An 18,871-nucleotide genomic window follows, 5' to 3' on the forward strand; every position below is an offset into this window, starting at 1 on the left:
CAAAATAACTTAATTTTCCATCATTAATAGCTGTTGGACTAACTCTACACAACGTAAAAAACGCGTATCATAATCAGGAGAGTCCACATGCACAAAATCGACATTATTTTTATTTAGCATTTCAATCAATAAGGTTTGAAATGTCTGGCGATCTTGATCGCTGCCTAAGCTGCGTAATCCATCTGCCACCCACGGAGTATTATTCTCTAATAAAATAACCAAATCAAAACGATACTCATCAATGAGTGCTTGAACAAACGGATGTTCTTTACCTTCATAACGTTTGCAGAAAGCCTGTGTGGTAATAAAATCAGTATCAATAAAAGCAACTTTATTTGCATATTTAACTGCAAAATCAATATATTGAGCGTGACCCAATGCAATTTTATCGTAATCTGAGTATTGCAATGCCATTTCATCACCGCCAAGGTGAGAAAAAACATAATCCCGACCGAATTCCCACGCACTGGTAGTATTGAAAATATTGGCTAATTTATTGACTAAAGTTGATTTTCCACTCGATTCTCCACCTAAAATCGCTACTTTTCGTACAAAGAATGGCTTAACTTCAGTTGGGATGTATTCCCAATATTTAAACGGTGCCTGCCGGATTTGGTGGCCACTAATATTCATAAAACTACGTTCAGGATCTATCAACGTGGTTTCAATACCCAAGTATTTTTTATAGCGTGGCGCATCGTTTTTTTCGCCCGAATAAATATAACTTGGGCGGATATTTTTCTGCTTAAGAAACTTATGCATTCCTTCGCTCCACACTTGCCAACCGTGCGGATAGGGTTCAATACCTTTTTCATCAAATAAATGGATATGAATATTTTTCTGATATTTAAAAGTTTGTAATAACCAACGTAAGCGATCGCTCACTGTTGGCTGCTGTGACATCGAGCTGTTAAGGAACAGATTTTTATCCCGCGGCTCATCATGGCAAAGGATTACATGTAATTCATCGACCTGACTACAAGCACGTTGTATCAGATAAATATGGCCCGTATGTAAAGGATAAAATTTACCAAAAACCACTCCGACCACTTTCTCTTTTTGTGGGTATTCCAAACCAAGAAAACGGTGCAAAGCAGCTATTTTTTGGGCGCTTGGACTTTTGATTTTATTATTAATTAGCTGACTCAAATAACCTTTAGTCATCTCGCTAGCATCGGCAACTTGTTGTAAGGTATAACCTGTCTGCCTAATCGCATCTTTTAAATAATCAAACTCTGCCATCAGTCCCTCCGATTCAGTCAAATTCTTCCATTACGCTGAGTGCATCAGCAAGTTTTTTTACGCCGTACACTTTCATGTTCGGTAAGGGCTTTTTAGGCATATTAGCATAAGGTACGATGGCGCGTTTGAACCCATGTTTAGCCGCTTCAGAAATACGCTCTTGTCCACTAGGAACGGGGCGAATTTCACCGGCTAAACCAACTTCGCCAAATACCACTAAATCCCGTGGTAGAGGTCTATCACGAAAACTAGACACTAAAGAGAGCAATAAAGCTAAATCCGCACTAGTTTCAGTGACTTTTACCCCACCAACGACATTGACGAATACGTCTTGATCCGCCATTAATAATCCACCGTGACGATGCAGCACGGCCAATAAAATAGCTAAGCGATTTTGTTCTAAGCCAACAGCAACACGACGCGGATTAGACATCATTGAATGATCCACTAGCGCTTGGATCTCAACCAATAAAGGTCGCGTGCCTTCCCAAACTACCATGACCGAACTGCCAGAAGTAATTTCTTCGCCGCGACTCAAGAATATAGCAGAAGGATTGCTAACCTCTTTAAGTCCTTGCTCTGTCATGGCAAAGACCCCCAGCTCATTCACCGCCCCAAAACGGTTTTTATGGCTACGTAAAGTTCTGAACCGTGAATCACCATCACCGTCGAGCATTACTGAGCAATCGATGCAGTGCTCCAATACTTTAGGGCCAGCTAATGAACCATCTTTGGTGACATGCCCGACCATAACGATTGCCACACCTCGGGTTTTGGCAAAGCGTGTTAAATAAGCGGCTGTTTCTCTGACCTGCGCCACGCTCCCCGGGGAGGATTGAATATCAGCCATATGCATGACTTGAATCGAGTCGATAACCATTAATTTAGGGTTTTCTTGTTCTGCTGTTAAGCAGATTTGTTCGATACTGGTTTCCGATAACATATTCAAATTATCGGTCGGTAACCCTAAACGATGGGCTCGCATCGCTACTTGCTGCAAGGATTCTTCACCGGTGACATACAGAGTTTTCATTTGTGCCGATAGCTGACACATCGTCTGTAATAATAACGTACTTTTCCCTGCACCAGGATTTCCACCGATCAATATGGCACTCCCGGGGACAACCCCTCCCCCTAACACGCGGTCAAACTCTTTAAATCCAGTCGAAAAGCGAGGGACTTCTTCTAAGCTAATTTCAGAAAGTTTTTGTACTTTACTGATACCGCTATTACCCGCGTAGCCAGTAAATCGATCATTACGAGCCGCTGCTGGGCTGGCCGCTAAACGGATTTCTGTAATGGTATTCCACGCATTACAGGCAGTGCATTGCCCCTGCCATCGAGGATAATCTGCACCGCATTCATTACAGACAAATGCTCGTTTTGCACCTTTTGCCACAACCTGCTCCTATTTTTTATAAAATTAGCTTAACGTTCTTCGTGTTTTAGTCCACCACTGAGCACACATAATACGCCCATTAAATCGGCATGACGGATAGCGACTGCCGCACGGGCATAGACTTTTGGCTTAGCATGATAGGCGATACCTAATCCGGCTTTGCGGATCATTTTTAAATCATTCGCGCCATCACCTATCGCGACCGTTTGTTCTAGCGGAATATTGAGCTGCTCAGCCAATTTAATCAGCGTTTGGGCTTTATATTTAGCATCGATAATTGGCCCTTTAACTTTTCCAGTTAGCTTGCCAGCTTTTACGTCTAGCTGGTTAGCCACTGCCGCTACTAATTTTAATCGTTGGCGCAGGTCATCGGCAAAAAAGGTAAATCCACCCGAAGCTATTGCCACATGCCAGTCCATAGCTTGTAATTTACGCACTAAGCTGGTTAAACCGGGCATCAAAGGCAGTGTTTCTAATACTTGATGTAAGATATTGGCATCAGCACCTTCTAATAAAGCCACCCGAGCGCGTAAACTTTCAGTAAAATCTAATTCGCCCAACATCGCACGCTCAGTTACTTCGGCAACTTGTTCACCGACACCTGCTAAGCGTGCGATTTCATCAATGCATTCAATCTGAATCGCCGTTGAATCCATATCCATAACTAATAAACCCGGGGAACGTAAGCGTGGAATTTTCCCTAATGGAACCACATCCAATTGGCATTCATCGGCTAATTTTTTAATTCGGCTATTTAGGCTTCCGGCAATTCTAACCACTTGATAATCATCAATTCGCCAAGAAGATACAATCACAATTGCAGCGCCTAGCCGTTGTTGAAAGTTACTGATTCGAGTTTTATCTAGCCCACGACCATATAATAGCCAACCACTGTCGCCTGCGCGATAGTCCAATGGCATAACCTCTTCCCCAGTGAGTGACAAAGGTAATCCCGGCCATTTTTGGATCTCGTCGGGTAAATAACAATAGGTTAAACTTGTTGACATGAAAACTTGCTCCTGTAATCCTCACTGCCCTATTTTAGGAAAATGGTGGTTAGCCATTAATGGCTTGAAACAAAAACTGCGCTTCAAACTATCCTATCTACCTAACCTCTGGCAACATATACCCGTGATACTTCACGCTGTGGGTGCATTGTCGATGGCGGCGATAACGGCAAAACAACAGTGAAAATGTGAATGATGATCCAGACAAAATTATCTTTTCGACTGCATAAATCAGTAATTATTATTACCTGTATTGCGCTTATCGCGCTATTAATGCAAAGCGTATCCTATATCAGCCGTATTCATTATCAGGCGCGAATCGATCAGTTTAAACAGCTGTCTCATACACTTGCTGAACAAGTGGCGTTTAGCTTATCCGATTATATTGTCGACGGCAGTAAAGATTTTAATCGTGAGATGATTATCGCTAATCTGGATAAAATGACCTCCAATAGTCGGATCCTCGATGCCAGTGTTTATCTTAATAATGGGACTCTTATCGCTGAATCAGGGGAAAACGTTCCAATCAAATCGCGTTTAGCTATTGATAATGCAAATAATCAACATCCATTTCAATATCAATTGGTTGTGCCTATCCCTGATGCAGTTCATCCCAAAGGATATATGCGTATGACCATCGATACCCAACAATTATCAACCGAAGCCCAGCAAGCAGATAATACCACTAATATTTTACGTATGTTTATGTTGTTAACTTTTGCGACTGGCTTTATTTTAGCCAATACATTATTCCGTTTAAAACATAAAAAAGGACAAAAATTACCTTTTCCATTGATGGAAGATGAAGATTTGACTGAAAACTATCTAGAGTCACAAGCTAATAGTGAACAAAAAACGGCTATGAAAAAAATCAAAAAAGAGCCAAAGAAATCACGTGCTCACCGTGATAAATACCATCATGCGGCAAAACATAAGCCCAAGAAACCAAATACGAAAAAAGTGGAGTAGTAATTCTATCGTTTCGCCAATCTATCAATAGAAACAAATAAGCAATATATAAGGATTTATCTTAAAAAAATAAAATTAAATAAGATAAATTCACTCAGCACAATAAGATGAAAATAAAGCAATAAAATCAATACATTACAATTAAAAAAAAACTGAAGTATCAATATGGTAATTTTTTGTTCGGATTAATCACTAGGTTAACTGATTAAATGTGTTAGTTTTAAGTTGTCATGCTATAAATTCAATTATTTTGATTTTTTATTCTTTGCAAGGTAAAACCAAAAAATAATCCTGCGAAAATATTCACTTAACAAAGAATATATTATTGTTTATGCTACTTAACAGAGGGGATGATGCGATTTAATTCACTATCCATTATCGGATTTAATGAATTAGGCTAGGAAGCCATACAAGGATGTATAAACAAGGACGTATTCTCTATCTACCTTTTTATTCCTCTACCTTTTTGTGTTTTCCTACTTCACCTATAAAAAACCCCAACCGAAGTCAGGGTTTTATCATCAAAGATAAATCTTGGGCCTAGAAATTATTTATCGCCCAATAAAACAGAATCTAATGCAATTTCAATCATTTCGTTGAACGTAGTTTGACGCTCTTCGGCAGTTGTTTGTTCGCCGGTTTTAATATGATCAGAAACCGTACAGATAGTTAATGCTTTCGCACCATACTCTGCTGCAACGCCATAAATACCCGCAGCTTCCATTTCTACACCCAGAATACCGTATTTTTCCATCACTTTGAACATATCAGGATCTGGAGAATAGAATAAATCTGCAGAGAATAAGTTACCAACGCGCACATTGATATTTCTAGCTTTTGCCGCTTCAACTGCATTATGTACTAAGCCATAATCAGCGATAGCCGCGAAATCATGATTTTTAAAACGTTGACGGTTAACGTTAGAATCAGTACATGCCCCCATACCAATAACAACATCACGTAATTTGACATCATCCATTACCGCGCCGCATGAGCCCACACGAATGATGACTTTAACACCAAAATCTTTAATTAATTCAGTTGCATAAATAGAGCATGAAGCGATCCCCATACCATGCCCCATCACTGAAATTTTACGGCCTTTATAGCTGCCGGTAAAACCAAGCATGCCGCGAACATTATTAACCTGGCGAACATCATCTAAAAAGGTTTCAGCAATATATTTTGCGCGCAGTGGATCGCCTGGCATCAAGACAACATCTGCAAAATCACCCATTTCTGCATTAATATGAGGGGTAGCCATTATTATTCCTTATTATTTAATCAGTTAATGCTGCATCACTTGGCATAACCTTGCATTGCAGCCGTTCTGATAATGATGACAAAAGCATGCGTTCAATAATAATCAATCGCATGCTTAATGAAGTTATTTAGCACAAATTAAAACATTACTTTGCCATAATCCATCGGAGATAGGTCAAAATAATTAGCTACTGTTTGACCAATATCTGCAAAGCTTTCACGGTGACCGAGAGAGCCAGCTTTGATTTTCGGACCATAAACTAACACTGGAATATGCTCGCGAGTATGATCGGTGCCCGGCCATGTTGGATCGCAACCATGATCTGCGGTCAAAATCAGCATATCTTCGTCTTTTAGCTGTGCCATCAACTCAGGTAAACGACGGTCAAATAATTCAAGTGCTGCCGCATAACCCGCAACATCGCGACGGTGACCATAAGCAGAATCAAAATCGACAAAGTTAGTAAAGACGATCGTTTTATCGCCAGCTAATTTCATTTCTTCTACGGTGGCGTCAAATAATTGATCTAATCCAGTCGCTTTGACTTTTTTAGTGATACCTACATGGGCATAGATATCAGCAATTTTACCGATAGAAACCACTTCGCCTTGTTTCTCTTCAACCAGTTTTTGTAACATAGTTGGTGCTGGTGGTTTAACCGCGTAGTCATGACGATTACCCGTACGAGCAAAATTACCTGCTTTATCGCCAACAAATGGACGTGCAATTACACGGCCGATGTTATAGCCACCTTTGGTCAACTCTTCACGGGCGATTTCGCACAGTTCATACAGTTTATCTAAACCGTAAGTTTCTTCATGGCATGCAATTTGGAATACGGAGTCAGCAGAGGTATAGAAAATCGGTTTACCGGTTTTCATGTGCTCTTCACCCAGAGCATCCAAAATAACCGTACCTGATGAATGACAGTTTCCTAAATAACCTGGCAGATTAGCGCGTTTAACTAAAACATCCAGTAATTCTTGTGGGAAGCTATTTTCTTCATCTTTAAAATAACCCCACTCAAACAGCACAGGAACACCTGCAATTTCCCAGTGACCTGATGGTGTATCTTTACCGGAAGAGAGCTCACTCGCGTAGCCATAGGCACCAATAACTTCAGCACTAGCATCTAAACCTGCTGGGAACTGACCACATGATTCTTCTGCGGCTTTACCTAAACCTAATTTAGTTAAATTAGGTAGGTTTAATGGGCCCTTACGGCCAATATCAGCTTCGCCACGCGCACACGCATCTGCAATGTGGCCTAATGTATTTGCGCCAATATCACCGAATTTGTCGGCATCTCCCGCTGCACCAATACCAAAAGAATCCAGTACCATAATAAATGTACGTTTCATAATACTCTCCTGCGCCATACTTTTATGAACATCATCTTAATGAACATCAAAAGCATACCGCTGATAAATTCAATACGTCTTACCTATTATACTCGAGATTAAATATTATAGAGTTGCAGTGGCACTATTTGCCTACTGCAACGCTATTATCGAGCATAACTAGGCAATATTATTCACTAATTTGACGATAAACCATTGGATTAACTGGCGCAGCCTGCTGGCCCAGAGTCATGGCATCACGAACTTCTTGTGCTGCCGCTTCCCATGATTTTTCATCGTTAGCATGGATCATCGCTAATGGTGTTTTGCTATCAATTTTAGTACCAAGTGCAGCAATATCACTTAGACCAACACTGTAATCAATCGCATCAGTCGCTTTACGTCGACCGCCACCTAAAGTCACCACAGACATACCTAGCGCACGGGTATCCATTGCAGTGATGATACCTTCCGCTTGGGTATAGACAGGTTTACTTAATACCGCAGTTGGCAGATATTTAGCATAATTTTCAACGAAATCTGTTGGACCATTTTGCGCTGCAACCATACGACCAAACACTTCGGCAGCTTTACCGTTATCTAATACTGCTTGCAGTTTTTCACGCGCTTGTTGGCGATCTGATGCTAAATTAGCAGAAACCAGCATTTCAACACACAATGCCATGGTGACTTCAAACAGACGTGGATTTCGATATTCACCGGTTAAGAACCGAACAGCTTCGCGAACTTCAACCGCATTACCCGCACTTGAGGCTAAAACCTCGTTCATATCGGTTAACAGTGCGGTTGTTTTACAACCAGCACCATTAGCAACTTTCACGATAGACTCAGCTAATTCAGTCGATTTTTCATACGTTGGCATAAATGCGCCAGAACCAACTTTAACATCCATCACCAAGGCATCAAGCCCTTCAGCTAATTTCTTACCTAAAATAGAAGCTGTAATTAATGGGATAGCATCAACCGTTGCTGTAATATCGCGAGTCGCATAAAAACGCTTGTCAGCAGGCGCTAAAGAATTGGTTTGACCAATAATTGCGACGCCAACATTTTTGATAATATCGCGGAAACGAGCATCATCTGGAAAAATATCAAAACCAGGAATTGCTTCGAGTTTATCCAAGGTTCCGCCGGTATGGCCTAAACCACGGCCAGAAATCATCGGTACATAACCGCCACATGCAGCAACCATTGGGCCCAGCATCAGCGAAGTCACGTCACCGACACCCCCGGTAGAATGTTTATCTACAATTGGGCCGTTAAGATTAAGTGATTTCCAATTTAATACGCTGCCTGAATCACGCATAGCCAAAGTTAATGCAACACGCTCGTCCATAACCATGTCATTAAAATAGATAGTCATCGCTAAAGCAGCAATTTGACCTTCAGAAACAGAGTTGTCGCGAACACCATTAATAAAGAAACGAATTTCTTCTTCGCTGAGTTGTTTGCCATCACGTTTTTTACGGATAATTTCTTGTGCTAAAAACAAAATATACTCCTTAAAATTCAACCAGAGGGGGGACTCAATCTACGAATTTCTCCGAGATTAATAACCGCTATTTTGCTTTTGTCCCGCAAAACCTAACGTGCTGAGTAAACTACCCAGTAAACTTGATGCACCAAAGCGGAAATGACGTGCATCAGCCCAGCCTTCGCCCATAATTCTGTCTGCCAATGCTAAATATTGAGCCGCTTCTTCAGCTGTACGCACACCACCCGCTGGTTTGAAACCGACAGTTTTACCAACTCCCATATCATGAATAACTTGGATCATGATCTCAGCGCTTTCCAGCGTTGCATTAACAGGTACTTTACCGGTTGATGTTTTAATAAAATCAGCGCCTGCATTAATTGAGATTTCAGATGCTTTACGAATTAATTCTGCTGTTTTCAGCTCGCCCGTTTCAATAATAACTTTTAATAGCACGCCTGCTTCCGCACAAGCTTCTTTACATGCTTTAACTAAATCAAAACCGATTTGTTCATTGCCAGCCATCAATGCGCGATAAGGGAAAACCACATCTACATCATCAGCACCATAAGCGATAGCTGCACGAGTCTCGGCTAATGCGATATCAATATCATCATTACCATGAGGGAAATTAGTGACAGTAGCGATACGAATATCTGGGGTGCCTTGCTCGCGTAAAACTTTGCGTGCTAGCGGAACAAAACGTGGATAGATACAAATTGCCGCGGTGTTACCTGCTGGGCTTTTTGCTTGATGACATAAATCTGTGACTTTTTGGTCAGTGTCATCTTCATTAAGTGTAGTTAAGTCCATCAAAGCCAGTGCGCGTTGCGCAGCTGCAGTTAAATTAGTCATAAAACTCTCCAACGATATTATTTATTTATCAGAACATTATGTTCTTTGTTGGCGAGCGGGCTTGGTTCCTTAAAGATGTTGCGATAGCCGATGGCTAAAGTAACAGCTGAGTTCCGTCTCACCGCACGATGCTCTCTGATTCCACCTTTGAGAGCGGTTACCTTTCCATAAATGCTCAATATGTTGTTATTTGAACATGGAACAGAACGTATTTATGTGCCACAAATCACATTATACAATTGTATGTTACATGATTAAATGTAACCACGTGATCACAGTCACTAATTATACGCTATTTAACCTCAGCTTTATGCTCTCTAATAAGTTTTATTCCATAAAAGTCGGTTATTTTTAGTTATATTGCATTACCAAAATAGAAAACTATCAAAAATAAACCGCTCAAAAAAATAAAATTAGAAAAAATATAACTGAAAATAAATTGAGTACCGCTTCACTTCAGTAATAAACACTTAAAATAATAAGAAGAATCAATGTAGTTAACTCAACTATTAAGATTAACTTACGGAGGATCAGCGAATAAATTATTATTTTAGAAACTACAAGATGAGTAACTGCTGGTAAAGAGTATACAACAGATTAGCAGTTGGTAAGTAGAATGATACAGAGCTACGAAGCGGCTCACAAAATTAGACTGCCATGGCGAAAAATTTCATCATGGCAGCCAATCAATCTCTTTTAAAATCAATTAAATGACAGCAAGCGTCAGGAAGAAGCCCGCAATAGTAGCACTCATTAAGTTAGACAGAGTCCCGGCCATTACGGCTTTGAGCCCTAAACGTGCTACATCTTGACGACGGTTAGGTGCCATGCTACCTAATCCACCGAGAAGAATAGCGACCGAAGATAAATTAGCAAAACCGCATAAAGCAAAGGAGATAATAGCTTTAGTATGTTCTGATAACACTTGTTTACCGGCAGCAATAACATCAGCATCAGGTTTGAGATACTCACCAAAATTAATGTATGCCACAAATTCATTGACTACAATCTTCTGTCCGATGAATGAACCCGCAATATTAGCTTCGCTCCAAGGAACACCTATCAAATAAGCAATTGGAGAAAAACACCAACCGAGGATCAACTCAAGCGAAAGCTGTGGATAATCAAACCAGCCACCGATACCGCTTAAAATACCATTTAATAACGCAATTAAGGCAACAAAAGCTAATAGCATCGCACCTACGTTAAGCGCTAATTGCATACCTGATGCCGCACCTGACGCTGCCGCATCAATCACGTTAGCTGGGCGTTCATCCTCAGCTACTAAATCCATCGCATCAGCTCTGTCTTTCATGTCTTCAGTTTCTGGCACCATTAATTTAGCAAATAATAACCCGCCTGGAGCCGCCATAAATGAAGCTGCAATCAAGTATTCCATCGGAACACCCATTTGAGCATAGCCAGCAAGTACAGCGCCCGCAACAGAAGCCAGCCCGCCACTCATGATGGCAAATAGCTCAGAATTAGTCATTGTGGCAATATAAGGACGCACAACTAACGGTGCTTCAGTCTGACCCACAAAAATATTTGCAGTAGCTGACAATGATTCAGTTCTTGAAGTTCCGAGCAGTTTTTGTAGCCCACCCCCAAGAATTTTAATAATAAATTGCATGATGCCCAGATAATAGAGCACAGCGATTAATGAGGAGAAAAATACGATAACTGGCAATACGCGCAAAGCAAAAATGAAGCCACCACCGCCAAACAGTTCAAACATTTTATCAGAAACTAGACCACCGAAAATGAAGTCCATCCCTTCTTTGCCGTAACCGATTACACTTGATACTGCATCAGATACAGCGAGGAGCACTTTACGGCCTGCGGGGACATAAAGAACTAAAGCACCTACTCCAATCTGAATTAGGAAAGCACCAACGACAGTTCGAAGCTTAATTGCACGGCGATTAGTTGAGAATAGCACAGCAATGAAAATCAAAGCCGCCATCCCCACTAGACTCATAATGAGTTGCATGGAAGTATCCCTGTTCACTTAATTCTAAATTGATATATCAGTAAACTTATTTGTTTACCGACTCTTTTCGATGCTGATTATACCGAGTCACCGCCAATAACTCTTAACCTTTGTCACAAATACGAGTTGATAAAAGTAACAAGAAAGTATGTTTTGTGATATTTATCACAAAAAAATCAATACCCGTAGAAAATTAATAATATTAAGAATTAATTGAAAATTGCTAATGTGAATATGGTAGATAGTGCTTTTACTCATATCGCTGAGCGTATTGATAGGATGTCTAATAAAGATTAAATAATGATTGGCTATTTTTGTAAAGCTGAGCAGCGATTTCTTCGGGGGGTTCCTGACGCAGTTCACATAATGTCTGAAATACATAACCAATCCGTTCTGGACGATTCGATTCACCTTGAAAACCACTGAGTGGCATATCGGGAGCATCAGTTTCTAATAATAGTGAAGATAATGGTAATTGTGCGATAACTTGTCGCGTTTTTTGTGCCCTTTCATAAGTTATCGTGCCTCCCACGCCTATCGAATATCCTAATTTAATAAAAGCTTGGGCTTGCGATAAACTTCCCGAAAATCCATGTACTACACCGGTCGCAGGCACAGGATGACGCCGCAATATAGCCGCTAATTGATCATGACTTTTGCGAGAATGTAGAATTACCGGTAAATCATAGTATTTGGCTAATTTAAGTTGTTCTATTAGCACAATTTTTTGCTGCTCTACTGGAGCATCTGTCTGATAAAAATCTAAGCCAATTTCTCCCACCGCAACACACTTTGAGTTTTTTTCACTCAATCGTTGAGATAATTTATCAATATGAGAGGACTGAAATGACGCAAGAAAAAGAGGGTGAAAACCTAAAGCAGCATATAATTCAATATGTTGACGAGACAAATCCCAAATACGATCAATATTGGCAACATCAATTGCGGGCATAATAATATGCGAAATTTCAGCCTGTCTTACCCGTTGTAAACTGTCGACAATATTTTCGCTAAACAAAGGAAAATCAAAATGACAGTGAGTATCTATAAACACTTTATTTCCCCGATGCTATACGCTCAACAATATTAACCTGTTGTTTTTCTTGTTCATTCAGTTCACTATTTTGTTGTTTGTCTAATTCATATTGAGCGACGGCGGCTTCGACATAATCATCTTCAAGTAAAATTTCATCTTGCGCTGTTTGCTTATCAAAAGACTCCGTAAGATGAATATTTTGCTGAGTGAAACAATCGCCTAATGCAGCTAGAAAATAGCGGCCACAATGTCGACCCGTATGATAATCATAATTTAATGATGATAATCGGCTACCAAGTGCACTACTTTTTAATGGCGTAGGAGGATATATTTCAAATACTTGCAAGTTACCCGGTGGGTTCTCAATAAATTCTTGGGTACGACGATAGCTTTTTAAATGAGTTTTCATAATCAACGCCATTTTTTGTAAGCTGCTGGTTTCTAACCAACGCGTCATTCTTTTAACCCATTCAGGAGTAAAATAGACTTGAGATGGTACCGTTCTAATCACTACAATAGTATCCGCACCACGCAGATAGGCTTCCTCAACAGGGATAGCCGCAGTAATCCCTCCATCAAGATACAAATGCCCGTCGAATTCAACCCCCGAACGATAAAACCCTGGAATTGCACTTGAGGCACGAATAATATCTAACCAATTATCTTTATCTGGCTGTAAATAAACCGCATCAAAATTATCACTCCGACAAGTACTCATCAAAAATTCTCGACCAGAATCAATCAATTCCAATCCTTTTTCGAGCGCTAGTGGATTCTCTTGATTAGTTACATTAATCAACCAATCGAGATCGATTAAGTGCCCACCACGAATAAAACGCAATGGATTAAAAAATTGTGGATTAGTTGTATAACGAGTAATTATTCGGCGAGCGTATCCACGCTGACCGCAAACATATGAAGATAAATTTTGGGCGCCGGCAGAGGTGCCAATCATGATATCAAAGGGATTAAAATCAGCTTTAAGAAACTCATCCAGTACACCCGCGGTAAAAATTCCGCGCTGACCACCACCTTCACAAATAAGCGCTGTTTTTCCGGAATTAATTTGTTCGTAAAAGGCTAGTGGCTCGATGCTACCTAAAGTGACTGAAACATGTTTTCCCATAACTGATTCTCAAATAATCATAATTAACAGAATAATAGACAAATACCGTAACATATTGAGTTACCAAAAGATTATCATCCTGTGATAACACACGGAATTCGGGCTATCCTCGACGGATAACCCGATGTAATAACGTGATAATTTATTACCGGCACGATATCGGTAACTGCACGGTAGTAGGTAGGTCAAATACTGTAATTAATTTATGTTACCTGATTATAAACTCAGTTTAGCCGATTATTGGGCTTAATTAGCGACCATTAGGCTGCTTTGTACTGATTTAACACCATTGATTGCAGAAACCATATTAACGACTTGATCTATCTGATTATCATTTTTCACAAAACCAGAAATATAAACCACACCTTTAACAGTTTTTACAGAAATATCATTGCTGTCTATACCACTAGTTGATAACAGTTTACTTTTAATTTGTGCCGTAATGCTGCTGTCATCCATATATTTATCAACGTTATTAACACCTTTGGTGATCGCTTGACCGGCATCTTTGCCTGCCATATCAACCGTTTCTGCAGCGCTATCCCAAGTTTGAGATGCCTGTTGTTTTAATGATTCAGCTGATGCAAAACCACTGAACAAGGCACAGCTCAATCCAATAGCTGTTAGTGAGCGTAAAAGTGCTGTCTTTCTCATCTTGAACCTTCCTTAATAGTTAATAATATTTCCGCTATTAACGTGTTAATTAATATAGGCGGTGGGTCATTAATCAAGCCCTGTAAGATTAAAAATAATCTCCATCCAACCTAGGGCTCTCAACCAATTGACAAAGTATAGCCTATGAAAAATAAACTGAAAAAGAAAGGGAAAAAATCAGCAATACAGAATATTCTGGTGAATAATAACAAAAGAAAAGAAAACCAATCCAATACTGACGTTCTTTACCAAACTAAACACTGCCAAAGTACATTTCTCCGGCAGTGTTAGCTTAATAGACGATTAATGCTCGCGAGTTTTACGGAATAAAACTTCAGGATAGCGTTCGCTAGTAATATTTAAGTTAACCATGGTTGGAGCAATATACGTTAAGTTATCACCACCATCTAACGCTAAATTCTGTTCATTTTTACGTTTAAACTCTTCGAATTTCTTCACATCATCGCATTCAACCCAACGCGCAGTTGATACGTTAATATTTTCATAAATCGCTTCAACGTTATATTCATTTTTCAGCCGCGATACCACCACATCAAATTGCAGTACCCCGACAGCACCAACAATCAAATCATTATTGGCTAGAGGACGGAAGACCTGCACCGCCCCTTCTTCAGATAACTGCACTAATCCTTTAAGTAACTGTTTCTGCTTGAGAGGATCGCGTAGACGAATCCGGCGGAATAATTCTGGCGCAAAGTTAGGAATACCGGTGAATTTCATATCTTCACCTTGAGTAAAGGTATCACCAATTTGAATGGTACCGTGATTATGTAAACCGATAATATCTCCCGGGAACGCATGTTCAACGTGTGAACGATCGCCAGCCATGAAGGTTAATGCATCAGAAATTACAACATCTTTATTAATACGCACCTGACGCAGTTTCATGCCTTTTTCATAGGTTCCAGACACAATACGCAAGAAAGCGACGCGGTCTCGATGTTTTGGATCCATATTTGCCTGAATTTTAAACACAAATCCGGTAAATTTCTCTTCTGCTGCCACAACTTCACGGGTATCTGTTTTGCGTGGCATCGGCGTTGGCGCCCACTCAACTAAGCCATCCAGCATATGGTCAACACCAAAGTTACCCAACGCAGTACCAAAGAATACTGGGGTTAACTCGCCCGCTAAAAAGGCTTCTTGTTCAAATTCGTGGGAAGCCCCCTGAACAAGCTCTAGTTCTTCGCGTAATTGTGCCGCTAAATCTTCACCCACGGCATCCTCTAATTCAGGATTATTCAGTCCTTTAATAACACGGACATCCTGAATAGTGTGGCCTTTACCCGTCTGATAAAGATATGTTTCATCACGCAGGAGATGATAAACACCTTTAAATAATTTTCCGCAGCCGATCGGCCAAGTAATCGGGCAACACGCGATCTTTAGCTCGTTTTCGACTTCATCCATTAACTCCATCGGATCACGAATATCTCGGTCGAGTTTATTCATAAACGTTAGGATGGGTGTATCACGCAGACGTGTAACTTCCATCAATTTACGGGTACGATCTTCAACCCCTTTACTGGAATCGATGACCATCAAACAGCAGTCAACGGCAGTTAAAGTACGGTAAGTATCTTCAGAGAAGTCTTCATGCCCTGGGGTATCTAACAGATTTATCAAACAGTCATGGTATGGGAACTGCATCACTGACGTAGTAATCGAAATACCACGTTGTTTTTCCATTTCCATCCAGTCTGATTTTGCATGCTGGTTAGAACCACGGCCTTTCACCGTACCCGCGCGTTGAATCGCTTGTCCAAATAACAATACCTTTTCGGTAATCGTGGTTTTACCGGCATCAGGGTGAGAAATAATAGCGAAAGTTCGACGTTTAGCGACTTCCTGCAAAAATTCAGATTGAGACATCAATTAAATCTTCTAGTTTAAGCACAGAGTTAAGCACCAATAAAAAACACCCATTGGGCGAATTTTGGGCATGCCAAATCCGTTATGTTAATAGACAATTAGCTTTATTTTCGCTGATTTTGGCTTGAGAAACAATCAATGCTTTCCTTCCACAATATATTTCATGTCCATAAAAAGCGACATAGGTGCAATCACCTAAGTGATCTTAACACCATCAAAATCGGCGCTAATTATTTGTATATCATCTTCAAATAGTTGCTTATAGAGCAGCAATGAGTTAGCGACTATTTTTCAACTATATTCTCCAATCATATCTCCCGACTAGATTCCTCGACTAGATCCCCCAATTAGTGACTATTCAAAAATCTATAGTTCTTTTTATAAATCAATAACTATTGGAAAAAATTTTTCAGAATAAATCTAAGTTGATCTGATATTTACTATAATCAATCGATATATTTACAGTTAAAATATGGGCAATATCCAAGTTAGCTGGCTGCCATTATTCGAGCGTAAAAGTATCCTGAAATAATGTAAGCGCGAGAATAAGTGCATCTTCACGGCCATGTTTAGCAGGATAGTAATCCTTACGCACAGTAACCTCATGAAATCCCATATTTTCATACAGTCGAATGGCAGCGCGATTTGATTCACGAACTTCTAACCATAACGTTAAAATATTCTTTTCTGTTAAGTCCTGAATTAAACGTTCCATTAATTGACGACCGTATCCCTGTCCCTGAAAATCAGGATGGATAGCGATATTAAATAATGTCGCTTCGTCTAAAACAGATTGTGTAATAGCAAAACCAATTATCTGATTATCGACCGAGATTTTTAAATTATAATATTTTTCACCCTGATTACCGTAAAAAACGCGCTCACTCCAGGGAAAATCATGGCTCAGCTTTTCAATTAAAAAAGCTGTCGCTAAATCAGATTGTTTTAACGTTGAAATTTTCGTCATTTTGATAGATTTGCTTCCATAAAGACCGTTTTGCTTCACTACTGATACTAAGCTTTGCGAGTGCTGGGCTGGTGATCAGCGCACTTTTTGTTTCTGGTATGCGGCTGTCACCGCAGACCCAACAAGGCACAGATACTGGTGATGGCAACATATCGAGCTGCTCTGAATCAATGCACACAATATCCGTTTTATCTATTTTTATTGCCTGAAAAATATCTTTCAATAGCTGATTATTTAAATCGATCCCATCATCAGCGATAATAATAAGCTTAGCTGATTCTGGAATATTTACCCCTCTCTCACCCTTAAGTGCTGAGGGATGACGGAGTATCCATTGGGTTATCCCCATGGACTTTAAAAGCTTGTCTCTTCGGGTCATGCGAGTTGTTCCAGCCATCAGTAAATACCCATGACATCTTATCAGAGCAGATAATTAGCGCCAATAATACAGATTTATTCAGCCAATATCTGGTAAGGTAGCACGGATTATGAATTATTTATTTACGGAGAATTAGAGACTATGTCCTTACTTACACCAGCCAGCGAAGTAATACAGCGCCATCTGGAACATTTTGCTGATCGCCATGTCATTCTGGCAGGTGATATTCAGGACGATCTCGCGGTGGTATTAGATGCCGCCAGCGTACGTGTTCTCACTAATCAGTATCATCAATGGCAAGTATTGGAGCCATTATTAAAAGATAACGTGCAATTTAATTTTATTGCCGAAGCTGATTTTATCGCTAAATGTAATACCTTGATTTATTTCTGGCCAAAAAACAAACAAGAGGCTTGTTTCCAGTTAGATAATTTATGCACTTATCTACCCGCTGATTGCGATATCTTCATTGTGGGCGAAAATCGTAGCGGTGTAAAAAGTGCTGAAAAAATCATGGAAGGTATCAGCACACTGAAAAAAATTGACTCCGCTCGTCGTTGTAGCCTGTTTTATGGCGCATTAGAAAATCAAACTGCCTTCGAGTTAAATCAATGGTGGCGCAATTATAGTTTCGAAGATACACAAGTCAAAGCGTTACCGGGCGTATTCAGTCAAGACGATTTGGATATGGGTAGTCGCTTACTACTTTCAACATTAGAGCAGCCTATCTCTGGAAGTTTACTCGATTTAGCTTGTGGTTCTGGTATTTTAGCGGCCAACTTAGGCCAACAAAATCCTGAATTAAAATTAACTCTCAGTGATGTTAGCGCAACTGCATTATATTCAGCAGCTGAAACCCTGAAAGCTAATCAGTTAGAAGGTAAAATTATCGCTAGTAATGTCTATTCTGAAATTAATGATAAATTCGATTGGATTATTACTAATCCGCCATTCCATGATGGTATCCATACCAACTATTCTGCGGCTGAGAATATGATCATGCAGGCACCTAAGCATTTAAAATCTGGCGGTAGATTTAGAATGGTAGCAAATGCATTTTTACCTTATGCAGATCTACTGGATAAAGCTTTCGGTGGGCATATTGTGTTGCTGAAAACCGGTAAATTTAAAGTTTATGAAGCCACTAAACGATAATTTGTATCAAGCTAAAACCTAAGCTATTTGCTTGGGCTATGTAGCGTTGATTAGTGCTGATGAATTTTGCGTCAAACAATGCATTCAGCACTAAAAA

17 protein-coding genes are annotated in these 18,871 nt (G+C 40.0%); 3 read left to right on the top strand and 14 right to left on the bottom strand.

Annotation, left to right across the window (positions count from 1 at the left end):
• Positions 1 to 9: 9 nt before the first annotated feature.
• Genes nadR through serB form a run of 3 tightly spaced genes read right to left on the bottom strand, consistent with a single transcriptional unit; the run spans position 10 to position 3,648 of the window.
• Positions 10 to 1,242 (bottom strand): multifunctional transcriptional regulator/nicotinamide-nucleotide adenylyltransferase/ribosylnicotinamide kinase NadR, encoded by a 1,233-nt coding sequence (gene nadR, locus MNY66_RS13315; protein WP_047255052.1) that lies wholly within the window; start codon positions 1,240 to 1,242, stop codon positions 10 to 12.
• 13 nt (positions 1,243 to 1,255) lie between these two features.
• A complete protein-coding gene (radA, locus tag MNY66_RS13320) occupies positions 1,256 to 2,641 on the bottom strand; it encodes a DNA repair protein RadA (RefSeq protein WP_047255051.1) in 1,386 nt (461 codons plus the stop codon).
• 29 nt (positions 2,642 to 2,670) lie between these two features.
• Positions 2,671 to 3,648 (bottom strand): phosphoserine phosphatase, encoded by a 978-nt coding sequence (serB, locus tag MNY66_RS13325; RefSeq protein WP_047255050.1) that lies wholly within the window; start codon positions 3,646 to 3,648, stop codon positions 2,671 to 2,673.
• Here serB and MNY66_RS13330 point away from each other — a divergent pair.
• Entirely contained in the window at positions 3,647 to 3,832 is a 186-nt protein-coding gene (locus tag MNY66_RS13330; protein WP_156170979.1) for a hypothetical protein, read from the top strand. The genes serB and MNY66_RS13330 overlap by 2 nt on opposite strands.
• 11 nt (positions 3,833 to 3,843) lie before the next feature.
• On the top strand, positions 3,844 to 4,617 hold the full coding sequence (locus tag MNY66_RS13335) for an AhpA/YtjB family protein (RefSeq protein WP_047255089.1): 774 nt from the start codon (positions 3,844 to 3,846) through the stop codon (positions 4,615 to 4,617).
• A 547-nt stretch (positions 4,618 to 5,164) separates the two neighbouring features.
• Here the strand turns inward: MNY66_RS13335 and deoD are convergent.
• The 11 genes from deoD to MNY66_RS13390 form a co-directional block, all read right to left on the bottom strand.
• On the bottom strand, positions 5,165 to 5,881 hold the full coding sequence (gene deoD / locus MNY66_RS13340; protein WP_047255049.1) for a purine-nucleoside phosphorylase: 717 nt from the start codon (positions 5,879 to 5,881) through the stop codon (positions 5,165 to 5,167).
• Between the two features lie 137 nt (positions 5,882 to 6,018).
• On the bottom strand, positions 6,019 to 7,242 hold the full coding sequence (deoB, locus tag MNY66_RS13345) for a phosphopentomutase (protein ID WP_047255048.1): 1,224 nt from the start codon (positions 7,240 to 7,242) through the stop codon (positions 6,019 to 6,021).
• A gap of 169 nt (positions 7,243 to 7,411) precedes the next feature.
• Positions 7,412 to 8,734 carry a thymidine phosphorylase gene (gene deoA, locus MNY66_RS13350; protein WP_047255047.1) on the bottom strand — a complete coding sequence of 441 codons (1,323 nt, stop codon included), beginning with the start codon at positions 8,732 to 8,734 and terminating at the stop codon, positions 7,412 to 7,414.
• 57 nt (positions 8,735 to 8,791) lie between these two features.
• The gene (gene deoC, locus MNY66_RS13355; protein ID WP_047255046.1) at positions 8,792 to 9,571 is read right to left on the bottom strand and encodes a deoxyribose-phosphate aldolase; all 780 of its coding nucleotides are present in this window, start codon (positions 9,569 to 9,571) and stop codon (positions 8,792 to 8,794) included.
• A gap of 706 nt (positions 9,572 to 10,277) precedes the next feature.
• The gene (locus tag MNY66_RS13360; RefSeq protein ID WP_197075988.1) at positions 10,278 to 11,552 is read right to left on the bottom strand and encodes a NupC/NupG family nucleoside CNT transporter; all 1,275 of its coding nucleotides are present in this window, start codon (positions 11,550 to 11,552) and stop codon (positions 10,278 to 10,280) included.
• A 295-nt stretch (positions 11,553 to 11,847) separates the two neighbouring features.
• Entirely contained in the window at positions 11,848 to 12,618 is a 771-nt protein-coding gene (locus MNY66_RS13365; RefSeq protein WP_047255044.1) for a TatD family hydrolase, read from the bottom strand.
• A gap of 1 nt (position 12,619) precedes the next feature.
• Complete coding sequence (locus tag MNY66_RS13370; RefSeq protein ID WP_082120771.1) at positions 12,620 to 13,726, bottom strand: patatin-like phospholipase family protein; 1,107 nt, start codon at positions 13,724 to 13,726, stop codon at positions 12,620 to 12,622.
• A gap of 246 nt (positions 13,727 to 13,972) precedes the next feature.
• Complete coding sequence (locus MNY66_RS13375; protein ID WP_047255043.1) at positions 13,973 to 14,380, bottom strand: BON domain-containing protein; 408 nt, start codon at positions 14,378 to 14,380, stop codon at positions 13,973 to 13,975.
• 303 nt (positions 14,381 to 14,683) lie between these two features.
• A complete protein-coding gene (gene prfC / locus MNY66_RS13380; protein ID WP_047255042.1) occupies positions 14,684 to 16,273 on the bottom strand; it encodes a peptide chain release factor 3 in 1,590 nt (529 codons plus the stop codon).
• 502 nt (positions 16,274 to 16,775) lie between these two features.
• Entirely contained in the window at positions 16,776 to 17,240 is a 465-nt protein-coding gene (gene rimI / locus MNY66_RS13385) for a ribosomal protein S18-alanine N-acetyltransferase (RefSeq protein ID WP_047255041.1), read from the bottom strand.
• Entirely contained in the window at positions 17,209 to 17,637 is a 429-nt protein-coding gene (locus MNY66_RS13390) for a DNA polymerase III subunit psi (RefSeq protein ID WP_231637001.1), read from the bottom strand. The genes rimI and MNY66_RS13390 overlap by 32 nt, the downstream gene beginning before the upstream one ends.
• A gap of 123 nt (positions 17,638 to 17,760) precedes the next feature.
• Between MNY66_RS13390 and rsmC the strand changes: the two genes are divergently transcribed.
• Entirely contained in the window at positions 17,761 to 18,774 is a 1,014-nt protein-coding gene (gene rsmC, locus MNY66_RS13395; RefSeq protein ID WP_241501064.1) for a 16S rRNA (guanine(1207)-N(2))-methyltransferase RsmC, read from the top strand.
• The last annotated feature ends 97 nt before the right edge of the window (positions 18,775 to 18,871 follow it).

It is taken from the genome of Moellerella wisconsensis (assembly GCF_022592395.1).
GTDB lineage: Bacteria > Pseudomonadota > Gammaproteobacteria > Enterobacterales > Enterobacteriaceae > Moellerella > Moellerella wisconsensis.